Here is an 18,323-nt window from a genome sequence, read left to right on the forward strand (position 1 = left end):
GCTCGGGGGAGCTTGAGGACGCGGCCGTTCAGGCTGAAAGCGGGAGTCCGGGGGCGCAGCCCCCGGGGCCGGGGAGGGAAGGGGCGGCGGGGGCGAGGAAACAAGAGCCGCACCCGCATCCCACCCCGCACACGACAACGCCCCGGCCCCCCGGGCCAGCGAGACCAACGCCTCCAGATCACACCCCTCGGCCACCTGAGCAGCCATCGCACCGACCGCGTCGACCGCCCCCGCCCGCCGCTCGGCGACCGGCACCAGCCCCAGATGCCGGGACGGCGTCTCGACCTGGGCGGCCCGCCGCAGGACACCCAGCACGGGCACGCCGACGGAGTCGAGCGCCTCCCGCAGCAACGCCTCGTGCCGGTCCGAGGCGACCTTGTTGAGGATCACGCCCCCGATCCGCACCTCCGGGTCCCAGGACACGAACCCGTGCACCAGCGCCGCCACCGACCGCGACTGCGACGACGCGTCCACGACCAGCACCACGGGCGCCCGCAGCAGCTTCGCCACCTGCGCCGTGGACGCCAGCTCCCCTTCGCCCGCGGCCCCGTCGTACAGCCCCATCACGCCCTCGACGACCGCGATGTCACACCCGCGCGCCCCGTGCAGGAACAACGGCCCGATCAGCTCGGGCCCGCACAGATACGCGTCCAGGTTGCGCCCCACGCGCCCGGTGGCGAGCGCGTGATACCCGGGGTCGATGTAGTCCGGCCCGACCTTGTGCGGGGACACGGCGAGCCCCCGCGCGGTGAGCGCGGCCATCAGCCCCGTGGCAACGGTGGTCTTGCCACTGCCCGAGGAGGGCGCGGCGACGACCAGCCGAGGCACCGGCGACATCACCACTCGATGCCCCTCTGCCCCTTCTGCCCCGCGTCCATCGGATGCTTGACCTTGGACATGTCGGTCACGAGGTCGGCGAGGTCCACCAGTTTCCCCGGCGCGTTCCGCCCCGTGATCACGACATGCTGGGTCCCGGGCCGCCCGCGCAGCACCTCGACGACCTCGTCGGTGTCGACCCACCCCCAGTGCATCGGGTACGCGAACTCGTCGAGCACGTACAGCCTGTACGTCTCGGCGGCCAGGTCGCGCTTGACCTGCTCCCAGCCCTCCCGGGCCTTCTCCTCGTTGTCCATCTGGGCGTCCCGCTGCACCCAGGACCAGCCCTCGCCCATCTTGTGCCACCTGACGCTGCCACCCTCGCCGGAGGCACCGAGCACCCGCAGCGCGTTCTCCTCGCCGACCTTCCACTTCGCCGACTTGACGAACTGGAACACCCCGATCGGCCAGCCCTGGTTCCAGGCCCGCAGCGCCAGCCCGAAGGCGGCCGTCGACTTGCCCTTCCCGATGCCCGTGTGCACGACGACCAGCGGACGATTGCGCCGCTGACGCGTTGTCAGCCCGTCGTCCGGCACGGCACTCGGCTGTCCCTTCGGCATTACGCGGCCCTCCTCGCGCCGGTGGCCCCCTGCACGTCCCGGACCAGCCCGGCGATCGAGTCCGCCCGCAGCTCGGCCAACGTCACCGCCGTACCGCCCAGCTCACCCGCGAGCTGCCCGGCGAGCCCCAGCCGCACCGGCCCCGACTCGCAGTCCACGACCACGCAGGCCGTCCCCTCGGCGGCGAACAACCGCGCCGCCCGCCCGGCGAGGGCGACCGGCTCCGGGCCACCGGTGGCCCGCCCGTCCGTCACCACGACCACCAGCGCCCGCCGCGCGGGGTCGCGCAACCGCTCCACCCGCAGCACGTCGTGCGCCTTGAGCAGCCCGGCCGCCAGCGGCGTACGCCCGCCGGTCGGCAGCGACTCCAACCGGACCGCCGCCGCGTCCACCGACGACGTCGGCGGCAGCACCACCTCGGCGGCCGACCCGCGGAAGGTCACCAGCCCCACCTTGTCCCGCCGCTGGTAGGCGTCCAGCAGCAGCGACAGCACGGCGCCCTTGACGGCGCCCATCCGCTGCCGCGCCGCCATCGAACCGGAGGCGTCCACGACGAACAACACGAGATTGGACTCGCGCCCCTCACGCACCGCCTGCCTGAGATCGTCCCGCCGGACCACCAGTCCCGGACCGCTGCGCCCCCGCGCCCGCTGATGCGGCGCCGCCGCCTGCACGGTCGCCGCCAGGTGCAACTTGGTCAGCGCACCCCGGGGCCGCCGGTTTCCTATGGTCCGCCCGTGCTCGGCCCGCGCCCGCGAGCGCCGCCCGGCGGCACCCTCACCGAGCCCGGGCACGCTCAGCACCTTCGTACGGAAGGGCTCGGCGGCACGCGCCGGGGTCTGCTCGCCCGCGCCGCCACCGGAACCCGGCTGCGGTTCGCCGCCCTCTTTGGCCTCGGGCCGCGCGGCGGTGTCACCGTCGCTCCGCGGGCCGTCGTCGGGCTCGGGCTGCCCGCCGGGGCCGCCGCCGGGCCCCGGGTCGGGATCGTCGTCGCCCTCGCCCTCGCCCTCGCCCTCGCCGGGGCCGCCGAACTCCTCCAGCGTCTCGTCGAGCTTGTCCTCGTCCAGGCCGGGAGCGTCGAAGGGCGAACGACGCCTGCGGTGCGGCAGGGCCAGCAGCGCGGCCTGCCGCACGTCCTCGGCGAGGACATCGGTCCGCCCGGCCCAGGCCGCCAGCGCGGTCGCCGTGCGCGCCATCACGATGTCGGCCCGCATGCCGTCCACCTCGAACGCGGCACAGGTCGCCGCGATCTGCCGCAGTGCCCCGTCGCCGAGGCGCACCGACGGCAGCAGTTCCCGCGCCGCCACGATCCGTGCCCGTACGGCGGCCTCCTCGTCGGCCCAGCGGGCGGCGAAGCCGGCCGGGTCGTCGTCGTACGCCAGCCGCCGCCGGACGACCTCCACCCGCTGGTCGGGCTCGCGCGATGCGGACACCTCGACGGTGAGCCCGAAACGGTCCAACAACTGGGGGCGCAACTCCCCTTCCTCGGGGTTCATGGTCCCGACGAGCAGGAAACGGGCCGCGTGGCGTACGGAGACGCCCTCGCGTTCGACGTACGAGGCGCCCATGGCGGCCGCGTCCAACAGGAGGTCGACCAAGTGGTCGTGCAGCAGGTTGACTTCGTCGACGTAGAGGATCCCGCGATGAGCGTCGGCGAGCAGGCCCGGTTCGAAGGCCTTGACGCCCTCGGAGAGCGCCCGCTCGATGTCGAGCGCACCCACCAGCCGGTCCTCGGAGGCGCCGACGGGCAGCTCGACCATCCGCGCCGGCCTCCCGGCCCCCGGCCCCGGCTCGTGCGGCCCGTCCGGGCACGCGGGGTCGGGGGAGTCGGGGGCGCAGGAGAAACGGCATCCGGGGACCACCGTCACCTCGGGCAGTAGCGCCGAGAGGGAGCGTACCGAGGTGCTCTTGGCGGTCCCTTTCTCCCCCCGGACAAGTACTCCGCCCACGGCGGGACTCACCGCGTTGAGGAGCAGCGCCAGACGTAGGTCGTCCTGTCCGACGACGGCGTTGAAGGGGTAAGGGGTACTCACGCCTTGATCACTCCTTCGGGTGACTTACGGGAAGTCGGCTCGATTCCGCGCGGTGGGCCCACCATGATCGAAACCTGCTCCCCGCCGACGCGGGGATGGCCCGTCCTGTTTCTCCGGGTCGAATACGTACTCGGAGTTCTCCCCGCTTGCGCGGGGATGTTCAGGGAGATCACGCGTCTCCCTCCAGATCGCCCTCGAGTTCGAGATAGGTCGCCCGGAGCCGGTCCAGGGTCTCCTGGTCCGGCTCCGCCCACAGCCCTCGGTCGGCTGCCTCCAACAAGCGTTCGGTGATGCCCCTCAAAGCCCAGGGGTTGGACTTCCTCATGAAGTCTTGGTTCTCCGCCGAGAACACGTACTCCACCGCAAGTCGCTCGTACATCCAGTCGTCCACGACCCCGGCCGTGGCGTCGTACCCGAACAGGTAGTCGACGGTGGCCGCCATCTCGAAGGCGCCCTTGTAGCCGTGCCGCCGCATGGCCGCCATCCAGCGCGGGTTGACCACCCGGGCCCGGAAGACCCGGTGCGTCTCCTCGCCCAGCGTCCGGGTCTTCACCTGGTCCGGCGTCGCCGAGTCGCCGACGTACGCCTCCGGGCTCGCCCCCGTCAGGTGCCGCACCATGGCGACCATGCCGCCGTGGTACTGGAAGTAGTCGTCCGCGTCGACGAGATCGTGCTCGCGCGTGTCGACGTTCTTCGCCGCGACCGCGATCCGCCGGAACGCCGTCTCCATGTCGCCGCGCGCCGCCCGTCCGTCGAGCCCGCGCCCGTAGGCGTAGCCGCCCCACACCGCGTACACCTCGGCGAGGTCCGCGTCGGAGCGCCAGTTGCGGGCGTCGATCAGGGGCAGCAGACCGGCACCGTACGCGCCCGGCTTGGAGCCGAAGATGCGGGCGGTGGCCCGCCGCCGGTCGCCGTGCTCGGCGGTGTCCGCGTCGGCGTGGGCGCGGACGTAGTTCTGCTCGGCGGGCTCGTCCAGTTCCGCCACCGCGCGTACCGCGTCGTCGATCAGTCCCACGACGTGCGGGAACGCGTCCCGGAAGAAGCCCGAGATGCGCACCGTGACGTCGATGCGCGGCCGGCCCAGCTCTTCGAGGGGGACCACCTCGAAGCCGGTCACCCGGCGCGACGCGTCGTCCCACACCGGACGGCAGCCCAGCAGCGCCAGGATCTCGGCGATGTCGTCGCCCTGGGTGCGCATCGCGGACGTGCCCCACACCGTCAGGCCGACCGACTTCGGGTACTCGCCCGTGTCCTGCAGATACCGCTGGACCAGGGAGTCCGCCAGCGACTGCCCGACCTCCCAGCTCAGCCGGGACGGAATCGCCTTGGGGTCGACGGAGTAGAAGTTCCGGCCGGTCGGGAGCACGTTGACCAGCCCGCGCGTCGGTGAACCCGACGGGCCCGCCGGGACGTAACCGCCGTCCAGCGCCCGCAGGATGTGCCCGATCTCGTCCGTCGTCCGGGCCAGCCGGGGCACGACCTCGGTGCAGGCGAACTCCACCACCGCCACCGCGTCCGGGAGTTCGGCACCCAGCACCTCGCGCACCAGCGGCGCGCTCTTCTCGACCGCCCAGCCGCGCTCCTCCATGCCCTCCGCGATCCGCCGGCACAGCTGCTCCAGCAGGTCGACCGCGTCGGCGGCCGAGCGGGCCGGGCCGTCCACCAGTCCCGTCAGCTCCACCGGTACCTTCACCGGGGCGCCGGGTTCGGCCAGCAACTCCTTCTCCACCAGCCCGAAGTGCTCGGCGAGCGAGGCCCGAAGGCCCGGCAGCGCGTTCGCCTGCCCGCCCCACACCTGGGAGGCGCGCAGTACGGCGAGCACCAGGTTGACGCGCGGCTCGCCGACCGGGCCGCCGCCGAGAACGTGCAGTCCGTCGCGGATCTGCACGTCCTTGATCTCGCACAGATAGCCGTCGATGTGCATGACGAACGAGTCGAAGTCGTCGTCGTCCGGCTGGTCGTCCACATGCAGGTCGTGGTGGAGCTCGGCGGCCTTGACCAGGGTCCAGATCTGCGCCCGTACCGCCGGAGCCTTCTCCGGGTCCAGGTCGGAGACCAGCGCGTACTCGTCGAGGAGCTGCTCCAGTTTCGCCAGGTCGCCGTAGGTGTCGGCACGCGCCATCGGCGGGACGAGGTGATCGACCACCGTCGCGTGCCCGCGCCGCTTGGCCTGGGTGCCCTCACCGGGGTCGTTGACGATGAAGGGGTAGATCAGCGGGAGGTCGCCGAGGACGGCGTCCGGAGCGCAGCCCGCGCTCAGCCCGAGGCCCTTGCCGGGCAGCCACTCCATCGTGCCGTGCTTGCCCATGTGCACGATCGCGTCGGCGCCGAAACTGTTCTCCAGCCAGCGGTAGGCGGCCAGGTAGTGGTGCGACGGAGGCATGTCGGGGTCGTGGTAGATCGCGATGGGGTTCTCGCCGAAGCCGCGCGGAGGCTGGATCATCACCACGACGTTCCCGAACCGGAGGGAGGCCAGCACGATGTCGTCGCCGTCCACGTACAGCGAGCCCGGCGGTTCGCCCCACGCCTCGGTCATCGCGTCCCGCAGCGCCGGGTCCAGCGTCCGGAACCACGCCCGGTAGTCCGCGAGCGGCACCCGCGCGGGCGCGGCCGCCAGCTGGTCCTCCGTCAGCCACTCGACGTCGTGGCCGCCCGCCGCGATGAGCCGGTGGATCAGCTCGTCACCGCCGGAGGGGTAGTCGGTGAGCGCGTACCCGGCGTCCCGCAGCGCGTCCAGCACCCGGACCGCCGAGGCGGGGGTGTCCAGGCCGACCGCGTTGCCGACGCGCGAGTGCTTGGTCGGGTACGCGGTGAAGACCAGCGCGAGCTTCTTCTCGGCGTTCGCCTTGTGCTTCAGCGCCGCGTGCCGTACGGCGATCCCGGCGACGCGTGAGGCCCGCTCGGGGTCGGCGACGTAGACCGGGACGTCCTCGGGGCCCTGCTCCTTGAAGGAGAAGGGGACGGTGACCAGGCGGCCGTCGAACTCCGGGATGGCGACCTGCATCGCCGCGTCCATGGGGGAGAGGGCGGCGTCCGACGCCTCCCAGGCGGCCCGCGAGGAGGTCAGGCACAGCCCTTGCAGCACCGGCACGTTCAGGTCGGCGAGGGCACCGATGTCCCAGGCCTCCTCGTCGCCGCCCGCCGACGCCCGCGAGGCGTGCGTGCCGCCGGCCGCGAGCACCGTGGCGACCAGTGTGTCCGCCCGCCCGAGGGTCTCGTACAGCCCGGGGTCGGCGCCGCGCAGCGAACCGCAGTACACCGGCAGGGCGTTGGCGCCGTGCGCCTCGATCGCGTCGCACAGGGTGTCCACGAAGGCGGTGTTGCCGCTCAGTTCATGGGCCCGGTAGAAGAGCACGCCGACGGTCGGGCGGCCCTCCCGTACGGCGCGGGCGCCGTGGACGCCGTACTCCGGCATCTTCCGCGGCTGTTCGAACCCCTCGCCGGTGAGCAGCACGGTGTCCGACAGGAACCGGGCCAGTTCGGTCAGGTTGTCCGGGCCGCCCTCCACGAGGTACTTCAGCGCCTCCGCCACGACACCGGCGGGCACCGACGACTCGGCCATCAGCTCCGCGTCCGGCACGGCCTCCCCGCCGAGCAGCACCGTCGGGATCCCGGACGCCCTGAGCGCCGCGAGCCCGTCCTCCCAGGCGCGCTTGCCGCCCAGCAGCCGTACGACGGCGAGGTCCGCGCCGTCCAGCAGCGCGGGCAGCTCGGCCGTCACGTCCACGCGGGTCGGGTTGCCGATCCGGTAGGAGACGCCGGCGGCGGCGCGGGCCGCCAGCAGATCGGTGTCGGCGGTCGACAACAACAACACTGTGCTCATGCGGGCGCTCCCGGTGGAATGAAAGGCAGTCCTTGCGGCGCGCCCGACTCGATGAGCCGCCAGAGCGCGTCCGTGTCCGCGTGCTGTTCGATCAGGTCGCCGAGCCGGTCGAGCTGCTCCTCGCGCAGCGCGGCGAACGAGGTGTCGGGGGCCGGCACGAAACGGCGCCCCGCGGCGGCGGCCACCTCGCGCAGGAAGGCCCGGCGGAAACCGTCCGACTCCAGCGAGCCGTGCCAGTGCGTGCCCCAGGTCTGCCCGACCCGGCAGCCGTCCAGGCCGTGTCCGCCGTCATCGGAGATGAACGCCGTCCCTCCCCGTACGTCGGCGACCCCGTGATGGATCTCGTAGCCCTCGACGGGCTCCCCGAGGGCCTCCCCGACGGGCCGCGCGAGCGTCTTCTCCCGCGCGAACCGGACCCGTACGGGCAGGATGCCGAGCCCGTCGACCCGGCCGGCGCGGCTCTCCACGTCGTCCTCGATGTGCTCGCCGAGTATCTGGAAGCCGCCGCAGATCCCGAGCACGGGCCGCCCCTCGGCCGCCCGCCGCGTCAGCGCGTGTGCGAGCCCGCGCTCCCGCAGCCACTGAAGCGCCCGTACGGTGCCGCGCGTGCCCGGTACCACCACGAGGTCGGCGTCGGCCAGTTCCTCGGGCCGGTCCACGAAGCGGACCACGACGCCCGGTTCGGCGGCCAGCGCGTCCACGTCCGTGAAGTTGGACATCAGCGGGACCGCGCACACGGCGACCCGCAGCACGTCCTCGCCGACCGGCGCGGCGACCGCGGACTCCCGCACGGCACCCCGCAGGGACACGGCCAGTCCGTCCTCCTCGTCGATGCCGAGCCCGTGACGGAAGGGCAGCACGCCGTACGTGCGCCGCCCGGTCAGACCGTGCAGCATGTCCAGGCCCGGCTCGAGGAGCGAGACATCGCCCCGGAACTTGTTCACCAGGAACCCGGCGACCAGTTCCTGGTCCTCGGGGGACAGCAGCGCGACGGTACCGAAGAAGGAGGCGAAGACACCGCCGCGGTCGATGTCGCCGACGACGAGGACGGGGAGCCCGGCGTTCCTGGCGATCCCCATGTTGACGATGTCGGTGCGCCGCAGATTGATCTCGGCCGGACTGCCTGCCCCTTCACAGATCACCGCGTCATACGTGCCCCGCAACTGCGCGAGACAGTCCAGCACCGTGCCCAGAAGCTGCTGTTGCCGCCCGCCGTGGTAGCCGCGCGCGCTCAGCTCACCGACCGCCCGGCCCAGCAGGACGACCTGGCTGCTCCGCTCCCCGCCGGGCTTGAGCAGCACCGGGTTCATCAGCGCGTGCGGTTCCACCCGGCAGGCCTGGGCCTGCATGGCCTGCGCCCGGCCGATCTCGGCGCCCTCCCGCGTCACGAACGAGTTCAGCGACATGTTCTGCGCCTTGAACGGCGCGACCCTGACGCCCTGCCGCACCAGCCACCGGCAGATCCCGGCGGTCACCACGCTCTTGCCGGCGTCCGACGTCGTACCGGCGACCAGCAGGCCCCCACCACTCATGACGTACATCCCTTCCCACGGTGCGCCGTCCGCACCACCGACCGGATCACCGCTCGTACCACGGGCCGCGCGACGGCGCCGGCACCGAGCGCCAGCCAGCCGACGCGGCGCGAGAGCCGTACCGCGCGGTCGATGTCCGCCACGGTCACGGCACGGCCACCGTCGTTGAGGACGGGCCGGTGCTCGACCCGCCCGGCGTAGGACAGAGTCCCGCCGAGCCGCACGCCGAGCGCACCCGCGAAGGACGCCTCCACGGGCCCGGCGTTGGGACTCGGATGCCTGGCGGCATCCGCGCGCCAGGCCCGCACGGCACCCCGCGGGTCCGGCCCGGCGGCCGAGGCGAGGACGGCGGTCAGCCGTGCCCCGGGCCACCCGGCGACGTCGTCGAGGCGCGCGGAGGCCCAGCCGTACCGCAGGTGGCGGGGGGACTTGTGGCCGACCATGGCGTCCAGGGTGTTGACGGCCCGGAACCCGAGCAGCCCCGGCACACCGGCGACGGCACCCCACACCAGGGCGCCCACCACGGCGTCGGAGGTGTTCTCGGCGACGGACTCCACGACCGCGCGGGCGATTCCGTCGGCGTCCAGTGCCTGCGGGTCCCGCCCGCACAGGTGCGGCAGCCGCGCCCGCGCCGCCGTCACGTCCCCGGACGCCAGGGCGCGCCCGATGGCGCGGGCCTCCCGGGCCAGCGACGTTCCTCCGACGACGGCCCAGGTGGCCGCGCCGGTCAGGGCGATGGAGGCGGCGGGGGAGGAGCGTACGCAGCGGGCGGCCAGGCTTCCCAGAGCGACGGCCCCGCCGACGCAGACGGCGGTGTGCAGCGCGCCGCGGCCCCGGTCGTCCCGCCACAGCATGTGCTCCACGGCAGCCGCGGCCCGCCCGAAGGCGGCGACCGGATGCCCTCGGCGGGGATCGCCGAGGAGCAGGTCGCCGAGGAGGCCGGCAGCGGCGCCGTACGCGAACGCGCGATCGGCACCCACGGGTTCAGCCGGTGGGGGATCCGGTGGGGGTGGCCGCCCCGAGCGGGGGCGGGGCGTCGCTGGTCGACCTGAACAGGCAGCCGGGCATGGCGATATGTCCTCACTCAGGGTGTCCACGCCCTGGTTCGACGAGACCGGCGGCGAGAGTTCCTGGCTCCCGGGGTGGTTCACCCCGGTGACAGTGGCGGGACCGCGCCGGAATCGCACCGGCTTCCTCTCCTGCCGCCCGTATTGGCTCCGGCAGTTCACCATGGTCCGGAAGAACCGTCAACTTGCCGTTGACCTGCGGGGCTGAAGTGTGCCGAGGCCCACAGGAGGTTTCGAAGGGTGAATGCCGGAGGGGTACGGGCACGGCGAACGGGCGGTACGGAGGCAACGCGCCCCGCACCGCCCGCCGGACGGACCGTCAGGCCATGATCAGGTAGATCCCGTACGCCACCGCCGCCACGCAGGCCGCGAAGCAGGCGTAGGCGCCGGTGACCGCGAGGCCCGCGGACTCGCCCCGGGCGGCAGCCCGTTCACGACGGGACAGGCCGGTGATGCCCAGGGTGAACAGGGCCACCAGGGCCACGGTGACCACGAGGCTGACGCCGAAGACGGAACCGAGGGCGGCCCAGTCGATCTCCATGGTGCTCTTCTTCCTTCGCGTCCTGCTGTGGGGTCAGACCGTGGTTTTGGCCGGAGGGGCCGTCGGGTCGGTGGGGGCCGGGACGGCGGCCGAGAGTTCGTCGCTCACGTGGCCCGCCGGCGGGGTGGCCACCGCGGCCATGGCCGCGGTCACGACGCCGCCCTGCTCCCCGTCGGTGTCGTCGGTGCCGTTCACGTTGGTGTGGTCGATGACCTCGCGCCGGGAGACCTTCCAGATCGCGGCGCTGGAGCCGATCAGGAAGACGGCGACGAGGGCGGTGCCCCAGCTGCCGAAGCCGCAGACCCACTCGGCGATCGCCGCGACCAGGGCCGCCGCCGGCAGCGTCAGACCCCAGGCGACGAACATCCGGGTGGCCGTCGACCAGCGGACCACGCCGCCCTTGCGGCCCAGGCCCGCACCCATCACCGAACCGGAGACGGAGTGCGTGGTGGACAGGGAGAAACCGAGGTGGGAGGAGGCCAGGATGACCGTCGCGGCGCTGGTCTGGGCGGCGAAGCCCTGCTGCGGCTGGAGGTCGGTCAGGCCCTTGCCCATGGTGCGGATGATGCGCCAGCCGCCGAGGTAGGTGCCCAGCGCGATGGCCACGCCCGCGGAGAGGATGACCCACAGCGGGGGGTCGGAGTCCGGGGCGAGGGTGCCGCCGGCGACCAGGGCCAGGGTGATGATGCCCATCGTCTTCTGGGCGTCGTTGGTGCCGTGGGCCAGGGAGACCAGACCGGCGGAGGCGATCTGTCCGGCCCGGTACCCCTTCTCGGAGGACTTGCTGCCGGCAGCCTTGCGGCCCAGGCGATAGGTCAGCCGGGTGGCGAACATCGCGGCCAGGCCGGCGACCAGCGGTGCGGCGATCGCGGGGATCAGCACCTTGGTGACCAGGACGTCGCCGTGCACCGCGCCGAAGCCCGCCGAGGCGACGGTGGCGCCGATCAGGCCGCCCATCAGGGCGTGCGAGGAACTGGACGGCAGGCCGACCAGCCAGGTCAGGAGGTTCCAGAGGATCGCGCCGACCAGTGCGGCGAAGATGACCTCGGGACGGATGCCGGCCTCGTCGACGAGGCCTTTGGAGATCGTGTTGGCGACCTCCACGGAGAGGAAGGCGCCCACCAGGTTGAGCACGGCGGACATCGCCACCGCCACCTTGGGCTTGAGAGCACCGGTCGAAATGGTCGTCGCCATCGCGTTCGCGGTGTCGTGGAAACCGTTCGTGAAATCAAACGCGAGTGCGGTTACCACCACAATCGCGAGGATCAGCGAGAAGCTTTCCATTTACCCAGGCAATCGTTCGAAGTCATTGGCACGTTGAAGGTAGGTAACCTGGATGAACGGAAGATGAACTGGGATGGGCATTGGGGTGACCGTGATGGAGCTGACTGCTCCATGGTCGGTCAAGGCGGTCGCGGGCGGGCAGCCGGGGGAGGGCGGGGACGGGCGGGAACCGAAGAAACGCCGTTGAAGAGATTTCGGTCACCCGGCAGGATCACGGCATGGCTGAGCGACAGGTCGACCGGCGGGGCGCGCAGGAGCGGGCGGCGAGCGACGGGGAGGCCCGCGCCTGGACCGCCCTCGTAGGGGCGGCCCGCCGGACCGTCGCGGACGGGCTCGTCGTCGGGACCTCCGGCAACGTCTCGCTGCGGGTGGGGGAGACCGTGCTGGTCACACCGTCGGGCGTGCCCTACGACCGGCTGACCCCGGACGACGTCACCGGCGTCGACCTCACCGGCCGGCAGGTCCTCGGCACCCTGGTCCCGACCAGCGAGCTGCCCCTGCACCTCGCGGTGTACCGCACGACCGGCGCCCGCGCGGTGGTGCACACCCACGCCGTGCACGCGACGGCCGTCTCCACGCTCGTCGACGAACTCCCGCTGATCCACTACATGGCCGCCGCGCTCGGCGGACCCGTACGGGTGGCCCCGTACGCGACCTACGGCACCGACGAGCTGGCCGAGAACATGCTGCGCGCCATCGAGGACCGCACCGGCTGCCTCCTCCAGAACCACGGCACCGTCACCTACGGCACGACCCTCGACCAGGCCTACGACCGCACCGCCCAGCTGGAGTGGATGTGCCGGCTCTGGCTGACCGCCTCGTCCGTCCCCGGCCGCTCCCCGAACCTCCTGTCGACCGACCGGCTCGCAGAGGTCACGGACCGCCTGCAGAGCTACGGCCAGCACGGCTGACCGGCTGGATCGTCCACGGGCTCACGGGCAGCGCGGCCGGCCTGCCCGATGCCGGAGGGCGGCGGTGTGCCGCCCGGAGCGACCGGCCGACGCCGGTGGCGGCCCCCGGCGTAGCGTCCATCGACCGAGTCCCCGGCAGCTCGGCCCCGTGCAGCCGCCGGGGTGGCCGGGCGGCCGGTCCGCCGGGACACTGGGTGGGTGCGTACTGTCAGAGCGACGGCCGCTGCCGTCACCGCCGTGATAGGGGCCTCCGTCGCCGCGGTGGCGGTCGGCCGGCTTGCCAGCGACGCCGCCCTCAAGGCGCCGCCGGGCAGACCCCTGCCCACCGAGCCCCGGCTCACCGTGCACGGCATCGCCACCGGACAGGTCACCCTCACCCGGCACCTCGCCGCGCTGCGGCCCGGCCGCTACGGCCTCGCCGGTGACGGCGCGCACGCGGTCGTCGGACCCGTCCTGGACGGTGTTCCGTCCTCCGCCGACACCGTCGTACGCCGGGTCGAACGCGTCGTACGGGGCACCCTCGAGCCCGGCGACCGGGTCTGGCTCACCCCGAACCTCTACGTCGGCGACCCGGGGACGGCCCTGGGCCTGGACCACACCGACGTCGACGTCCCCGGTGAACTCGGCCCGCTCCCCGCCTGGTTCGTGCCGGGCGTCCGGGACACCTGGGTGCTGGCGGTGCACGGCCTCGGCACCACCCGGGAACACACCATGAACCTCATGGAGTTCCTGCACCGGCACCACTTCCCGGTGCTCGCCCTCGCCTACCGGGGAGACCAGGGCGCACCGCGCTCGCCCGACGGCCTCAACCACCTCGGCGAGACCGAGTGGCGCGACCTCGACGCGGCGATCCGGTACGCGGTGGACGCCGGCGCCCGGCAGGTCGTCCTGCTCGGCTGGTCCACCGGCGCGACCATGGCGCTGCGCGCCGCCGCCCGCTCCGGGCTGCGCGACCACGTCGCCGGGCTGGTCCTCGACTCCCCGGTGCTCAGCTGGGAATCGACACTCCGGGCCCTCGCCGCCGCCCGCCGTACGCCCGGCGCGCTGCTGCCGCTGGCGGTCCGCGCCGCCCAGGGCCGCACCGGCCGCCATGGCGACCACCTCGGCCACCATCACGGTGGTCGTCACCCCGGCACCACAGGGCCGGAGCGCGTCGGCATCCCCGCCCTGATCGTCCACGGCCCCGGCGACACGGTGGCCCCCTGGCTGCCCTCCCGTCGCCTGGCCGCCGCCCAGCCCAACACGGTCACCCTGCACACGGTCGACAACGCTCCGCACGGCGCCATGTGGAACGCCGACCCGCACACCTACGAAGAGGCGCTGCGACGCTTCCTCACCCCTTTCATGTGACCGCCGCGCACCGCGCCGGCCACCCCGGCGGCGGCCCGCGGGACAGCCGTGACCACCGGTTCCACGGGCCGCCGCCGGGGACTCCGCTCCGCCGCGTGTCCCCGGCCCGTCCCGGCGTGTTTCCTTCCGCCGACCGCCCGTGCGCCCCGGTGCATTGGCCATCCCCCTCGCCGCCTGTGACATTCCGTTTGGGTTTTCGGACCGTCAACCGCGAGACTGCACCCGTGACGTCCCGTATCCCGCGCGACTCCAGGCTTCGACTTGTCCGCCCGCGACCCCTGGCCGCCGCCCCCAGGGCGATGAACCAGCAACGCTCGCGCCGCCCCGCGCCACGCCCGCCGGAAGGCACACCGGCCCCTGCGGAGCTGGCCCGAATGGCGCGCTCCGGTCTGGCCGGTGCGGCCCGCGTCGCCCGCTGGGCCGACGCGGCCCTGGGCCCCGGCCGGGGCAGCGCCACCGCCGCCGGCCAGGCCATCCTCTCCGACACGACCGCCGAATGGGCGGCCGACGACCTGGGGCTGACCCCGGCTCAGGTCCGCGCCGACTGGGACACGGCCCGGCTCGCCGGCCTGGTCGAGGTGCACGGCGACACCGCCCGCCCCGGCTGGCGGCTGCGCGCCTGGAACCGCGACGACAGCGCCGTGCTACGCGGCTGGGTCGCTCTGTTCGACGCCTGGTCGCTCGCCCACCCGGAGCCCGAGGGCCACGAGCCCGCCACCGTGGGCGAGGTCGTCTCGGCCATGCCGCAGGTGCTTTCCTTCCTCCAGCTGTCGGCCGGCCCGGTTCCCGTCCCGCAGCTTCTCGACCTCCTGCAGCAGCGGGTCACCGAACTGCGCACGGAACGCTGCGAGGTCGACTACGGGCCCCGCTCCTCCGACCCCGCCCACCCCGAGCCGTCGCCCGGACCCCAGCTCAGACCGGCGGCGGCGCCCGCCCCCGCGCCCACCTCCGCCCCCACCGGGCCGGGTGCCGACGACTCCGCGCTCGCCCCGCTCCTCGACTGGGCCCTGCGCGCCCTCGCCGCCGTGGGCGCTCTCACCTACGGCGAGGGACAGGCCACCCTCACCCCGCTCGGCAGCTGGGCGGTCTGGGTCAAGCTGGAGCAGATCTGCGTCGCCGCCCAGAGCCCCGCCGGGAACATCGAGCAGAGTGCCGAGGACATGCTCCGCGGCTGTGCCCAACTGCGCCCCAACGCCGCCCGCGCCGAGTACCGCGCCTGGCTCGCCGCCCGCCCGGTGGGCAGCGCCGTCACCGAACTGCTCGAGGCCGCCCGCGGTGAGGACGCCCTGCTGCGCGGCCTCGCCTTCGAGGCGCTGCGGGTCGTCGGCGCCCCCGCCGAACCCGAGGTCCGCGCCGTCCACGACGAGCCGACCCTGCGGCCCTACGCCCTGCTGTGGCTCGCCGAGCACGACGGCGCCGACCCCGAGGACGCCCACGAGGTCCTCACCCGGTCGGAGGCCACCTGGCTGTGGGTGGACACCGCGGCCGCGGTCGCCGACCACGGGGAGGCTCCGCTGCTGGTACGGCATCTGGAGTCCGCGGTCCAGCCCACGGTCCCCGCGCTGCTGAACGAGGTGCGCGCCGTCGGACACCCGCGCACCGTCCAGGTCCTGGTCGCCCTGGCCGCCGCGCACCCCGATCCGGCCCTGGCCAAAGCCGTCCGCCGGGCCGCCTTCCAGGTGCACACCGGAAGCTGACACCGCCCGCCCGTTCCGCAGGACCGCCCGCCCGCGCGGTCCTGCGGGCCCGCGGCCGCCCCGACGCTCCCTGCCCCCTCAAACGCGGCCCTTCCCCGCGCAGCCCTCCCCGCTCCCCGTTCACGCCCCCGTCTCGGGCGCGTACGTGCCGAAGCTCCAGACATTGCCCTCGATGTCCCGGGCCATGTAGTCCCGCGAGCCGTAGTCCTGGTCCGTCGGGGGCGTCAGGATCTCCGCGCCCTGCTCCACCGCCCGCCGGTGATGCGCGTCCACGTCGTCCACGACGACGTGGACGCCGACCGGCCCCGAGCCCTCCATCGCCTTGTCGAACGGGCTGCCGGTGCCCTTGGAACCCAGCATCACCGCGCCGTTGCCCTGCACCAGCTCCGCGTGGGCCACACCGCCGCCCTCGTCCTCGTACACCGACAGCTCGGTGAACCCGAAGGCCTCGGTGAGCTGCCGGATCGCCGCCTTCGCGTCCGCGTACAGCAGGGTCGGAAAGATGCCCGGACGCCCGCCACCCGTGCCTGCCACGGTCATCACCCCTTGTGTCCCACAACCGGACAATCGCCGGAAGACCGCCAGAAATTCGACCTGCCGCCCAGTCTGGCACCCCCCACTGACAACGCACCCGGCCCGGCGGGCCACCCGCACCGCACACCCGCACGCCGGAAAAGAGGTTGCGCGGCCCCGTTAGAATGGCTCCCATGGCCATTCTCCTCGCGCATTAGACGGCGGGAACGCCCTCAGCCGCCCACCGCCACCCAACGCCCTGGAGCCTGTCCGTGATCTCCGCCTCCGGCATCGAGCTGCGCGCCGGTGCCCGTGTCCTCATCGAGAGCGCCACCTTCCGTATCGCCAAGGGCGACCGCATCGGCCTGGTCGGCCGCAACGGCGCCGGTAAGACCACCCTCACCAAGGTCCTCGCCGGCCAGGGAGTCCCCGCCGCCGGCAACGTCACCCGCTCCGGCGAGGTCGGCTACCTCCCCCAGGACCCCCGCACCGGCGACCTCGACGTGCTCGCCCGCGACCGCGTCCTGTCCGCCCGCGGCCTGGACACCCTGATCCGCAAGATGCGGGAGAACGAGCAGCGCATCGCCAACGGCCAGGGAACCACCCGCGACAAGGCGCTGAGGCAGTACGAGCGCCAGGAGACCGAGTTCCTCACCAAGGGCGGGTACGCCGCCGAGGCCGAGGCCGCCACCATCGCCGCCGCGCTGAACCTGCCCGACCGGGTGCTCGGCCAGCCGCTGCACACGCTCTCCGGCGGTCAGCGCCGCCGTATCGAGCTGGCCCGCATCCTGTTCTCCGACGCGGACACGCTGCTGCTCGACGAGCCGACCAACCACCTCGACGCCGACTCGGTCGTCTGGCTGCGCGACTACCTCAAGACCTACCGCGGCGGCTTCATCGTCATCTCCCACGACGTCGACCTGGTCGAGACGGTCGTCAACAAGGTGTTCTACCTGGACGCCAACCGCTCCACCATCGACATCTACAACATGGGCTGGAAGCTCTACCAGCAGCAGCGCGAGGCCGACGAGAAGCGCCGCAAGCGCGAGCGGCAGAACGCCGAGAAGAAGGCAGCCGCCCTCAACGCCCAGGCCGACAAGATGCGCGCCAAGGCCACCAAGACCGTCGCCGCGCAGAACATGGCCCGCCGCGCGGAGCGCCTGCTGTCCGGCCTCGAAGGCGTCCGCCAGGCCGACAAGGTCGCCAAGCTGCGCTTCCCCGAGCCGTCCCCCTGCGGCAAGACCCCGCTGACCGCCGAGGGCCTGTCGAAGTCGTACGGCTCGCTCGAGATCTTCACCGATGTCGACCTGGCCATCGACAAGGGTTCCCGCGTCGTCATCCTCGGTCTCAACGGCGCGGGCAAGACCACCCTGCTGCGCCTCCTCGGCGGAGTGGAACAGCCCGACACCGGCACGGTCGTACCCGGCCACGGGCTCAAGCTCGGCTACTACGCCCAGGAGCACGAGACCCTCGACCGGGACCGCACGGTGCTGGAGAACATGCGCTCCGCCGCGCCCGACATGGACCTCGTCGAGGTCCGCAAGGTGCTCGGCTCGTTCCTGTTCTCCGGTGACGACGTCGACAAGCCCGCCGGTGTCCTCTCCGGCGGCGAGAAGACCCGTCTGGCGCTCGCGACCCTCGTGGTCTCCTCGGCGAACGTGCTCCTCCTCGACGAGCCCACCAACAACCTCGACCCGGCCAGCCGCGAGGAGATCCTCGGCGCGCTGCGCACCTACAAGGGCGCCGTCGTCCTGGTCACGCACGACGAGGGTGCCGTCGAGGCGCTCCAGCCGGAGCGGATCATCCTGCTGCCGGACGGCATCGAGGACCTGTGGGGTGCCGACTACGCGGACCTCGTCGCCCTCGCCTGAGCGGTCCCCGGGCCGTCGGACGTCCGGCGCGGACCGGTCGCCGGCGTGATCCACCGCGTATGGATCATTCGGCCCATCGGTGATCCATCATTCGTGTGAGATCTCCTCGTACCCAGGTGTGTCCTGCACTGATGTCGCGGGGGGGGCCCCGATAGGGGGGGGGGCGGGCCCGCCACCCGGGGGAGCCGGGTATTAGAGGGGGGGCACCCCGGGGGGGGGGGGTGGGGACCGCGTGGCTATTTGTATTACGTTGTGTGGTGCGGGT

At 73.2% G+C, this 18,323-nt stretch carries 13 protein-coding genes and 1 riboswitch; of the genes, 4 read left to right on the top strand and 9 right to left on the bottom strand.

Annotated features, from left to right (window positions below; translation table 11 throughout):
- From ACFWVE_RS26240 to ACFWVE_RS26275, 8 genes are all read right to left on the bottom strand, one after another.
- The coding region (locus ACFWVE_RS26240) for a cobyrinate a,c-diamide synthase (protein ID WP_384018640.1) at positions 1–837 on the bottom strand (837 nt) is incomplete at its 3' end.
- Positions 837–1,436, bottom strand: coding sequence for a cob(I)yrinic acid a,c-diamide adenosyltransferase (cobO, locus tag ACFWVE_RS26245; RefSeq protein WP_384018643.1), 600 nt, complete (start codon positions 1,434–1,436; stop codon positions 837–839). The genes cobO and ACFWVE_RS26240, both read right to left, overlap by 1 nt.
- Positions 1,436–3,469 (bottom strand): putative cobaltochelatase, encoded by a 2,034-nt coding sequence (locus tag ACFWVE_RS26250; RefSeq protein WP_384018646.1) that lies wholly within the window; start codon positions 3,467–3,469, stop codon positions 1,436–1,438. Before ACFWVE_RS26250 ends, cobO begins: the two co-directional genes overlap by 1 nt.
- Before the next feature lie 169 nt (positions 3,470–3,638).
- Complete coding sequence (cobN, locus tag ACFWVE_RS26255) at positions 3,639–7,292, bottom strand: cobaltochelatase subunit CobN (RefSeq protein ID WP_384018649.1); 3,654 nt, start codon at positions 7,290–7,292, stop codon at positions 3,639–3,641.
- Positions 7,289–8,824, bottom strand: coding sequence for a cobyric acid synthase (locus ACFWVE_RS26260; protein WP_384018652.1), 1,536 nt, complete (start codon positions 8,822–8,824; stop codon positions 7,289–7,291). Before ACFWVE_RS26260 ends, cobN begins: the two co-directional genes overlap by 4 nt.
- Positions 8,821–9,804, bottom strand: a complete 984-nt coding sequence (locus ACFWVE_RS26265) for a cobalamin biosynthesis protein (RefSeq protein ID WP_384018655.1) — start codon at positions 9,802–9,804, stop codon at positions 8,821–8,823. The genes ACFWVE_RS26260 and ACFWVE_RS26265 overlap by 4 nt, the downstream gene beginning before the upstream one ends.
- A 121-nt stretch (positions 9,805–9,925) precedes the next feature.
- A riboswitch (cobalamin riboswitch) is annotated at positions 9,926–10,088 on the bottom strand.
- Positions 10,089–10,210: 122 nt separating this feature from the next.
- A complete protein-coding gene (locus ACFWVE_RS26270; protein WP_384018658.1) occupies positions 10,211–10,432 on the bottom strand; it encodes a hypothetical protein in 222 nt (73 codons plus the stop codon).
- Positions 10,433–10,465: 33 nt separating this feature from the next.
- Positions 10,466–11,716 (bottom strand): anion permease, encoded by a 1,251-nt coding sequence (locus ACFWVE_RS26275; protein WP_384018661.1) that lies wholly within the window; start codon positions 11,714–11,716, stop codon positions 10,466–10,468.
- Positions 11,717–11,934: 218 nt separating this feature from the next.
- On the opposite strand from ACFWVE_RS26275, the gene ACFWVE_RS26280 reads away from it, so the two are divergent.
- The 3 genes from ACFWVE_RS26280 (at position 11,935) to ACFWVE_RS26290 (ending at position 15,674) form a co-directional block, all read left to right on the top strand.
- Positions 11,935–12,627, top strand: coding sequence for a class II aldolase/adducin family protein (locus ACFWVE_RS26280; protein ID WP_384018664.1), 693 nt, complete (start codon positions 11,935–11,937; stop codon positions 12,625–12,627).
- Between the two features lie 198 nt (positions 12,628–12,825).
- Positions 12,826–13,977, top strand: coding sequence for an alpha/beta hydrolase (locus tag ACFWVE_RS26285; protein WP_384018667.1), 1,152 nt, complete (start codon positions 12,826–12,828; stop codon positions 13,975–13,977).
- Between the two features lie 299 nt (positions 13,978–14,276).
- Positions 14,277–15,674 (top strand): hypothetical protein, encoded by a 1,398-nt coding sequence (locus tag ACFWVE_RS26290; protein ID WP_384018715.1) that lies wholly within the window; start codon positions 14,277–14,279, stop codon positions 15,672–15,674.
- A gap of 120 nt (positions 15,675–15,794) precedes the next feature.
- Here the strand turns inward: ACFWVE_RS26290 and ACFWVE_RS26295 are convergent, their stop codons facing one another.
- On the bottom strand, positions 15,795–16,208 hold the full coding sequence (locus tag ACFWVE_RS26295; RefSeq protein WP_384018670.1) for a VOC family protein: 414 nt from the start codon (positions 16,206–16,208) through the stop codon (positions 15,795–15,797).
- 251 nt (positions 16,209–16,459) lie between these two features.
- On the opposite strand from ACFWVE_RS26295, the gene ACFWVE_RS26300 reads away from it, so the two are divergent.
- Positions 16,460–18,058, top strand: coding sequence for an ABC-F family ATP-binding cassette domain-containing protein (locus ACFWVE_RS26300; protein ID WP_384018673.1), 1,599 nt, complete (start codon positions 16,460–16,462; stop codon positions 18,056–18,058).
- Positions 18,059–18,323: the final 265 nt, after the last annotated feature.

Origin of the sequence: Streptomyces sp. NPDC058632 (genome assembly GCF_042717095.1) — a bacterium.
Lineage (GTDB): Bacteria > Actinomycetota > Actinomycetes > Streptomycetales > Streptomycetaceae > Streptomyces.

Excerpts from the sequence above, each read along its gene's own strand:
- ACFWVE_RS26290 (WP_384018715.1), top strand. The coding sequence starts at position 14,277 with ATGAACCAGCAACGCTCGCGCCGCCCCGCGCCACGCCCGCCGGAAGGC.
- cobN (WP_384018649.1), bottom strand. The coding sequence starts at position 7,292 with ATGAGCACAGTGTTGTTGTTGTCGACCGCCGACACCGATCTGCTGGCG.
- ACFWVE_RS26260 (WP_384018652.1), bottom strand. The coding sequence starts at position 8,824 with ATGAGTGGTGGGGGCCTGCTGGTCGCCGGTACGACGTCGGACGCCGGC.
- cobO (WP_384018643.1), bottom strand. The coding sequence starts at position 1,436 with ATGCCGAAGGGACAGCCGAGTGCCGTGCCGGACGACGGGCTGACAACG.
- ACFWVE_RS26280 (WP_384018664.1), top strand. The coding sequence starts at position 11,935 with ATGGCTGAGCGACAGGTCGACCGGCGGGGCGCGCAGGAGCGGGCGGCG.
- ACFWVE_RS26270 (WP_384018658.1), bottom strand. The coding sequence starts at position 10,432 with ATGGAGATCGACTGGGCCGCCCTCGGTTCCGTCTTCGGCGTCAGCCTC.
- ACFWVE_RS26275 (WP_384018661.1), bottom strand. The coding sequence starts at position 11,716 with ATGGAAAGCTTCTCGCTGATCCTCGCGATTGTGGTGGTAACCGCACTC.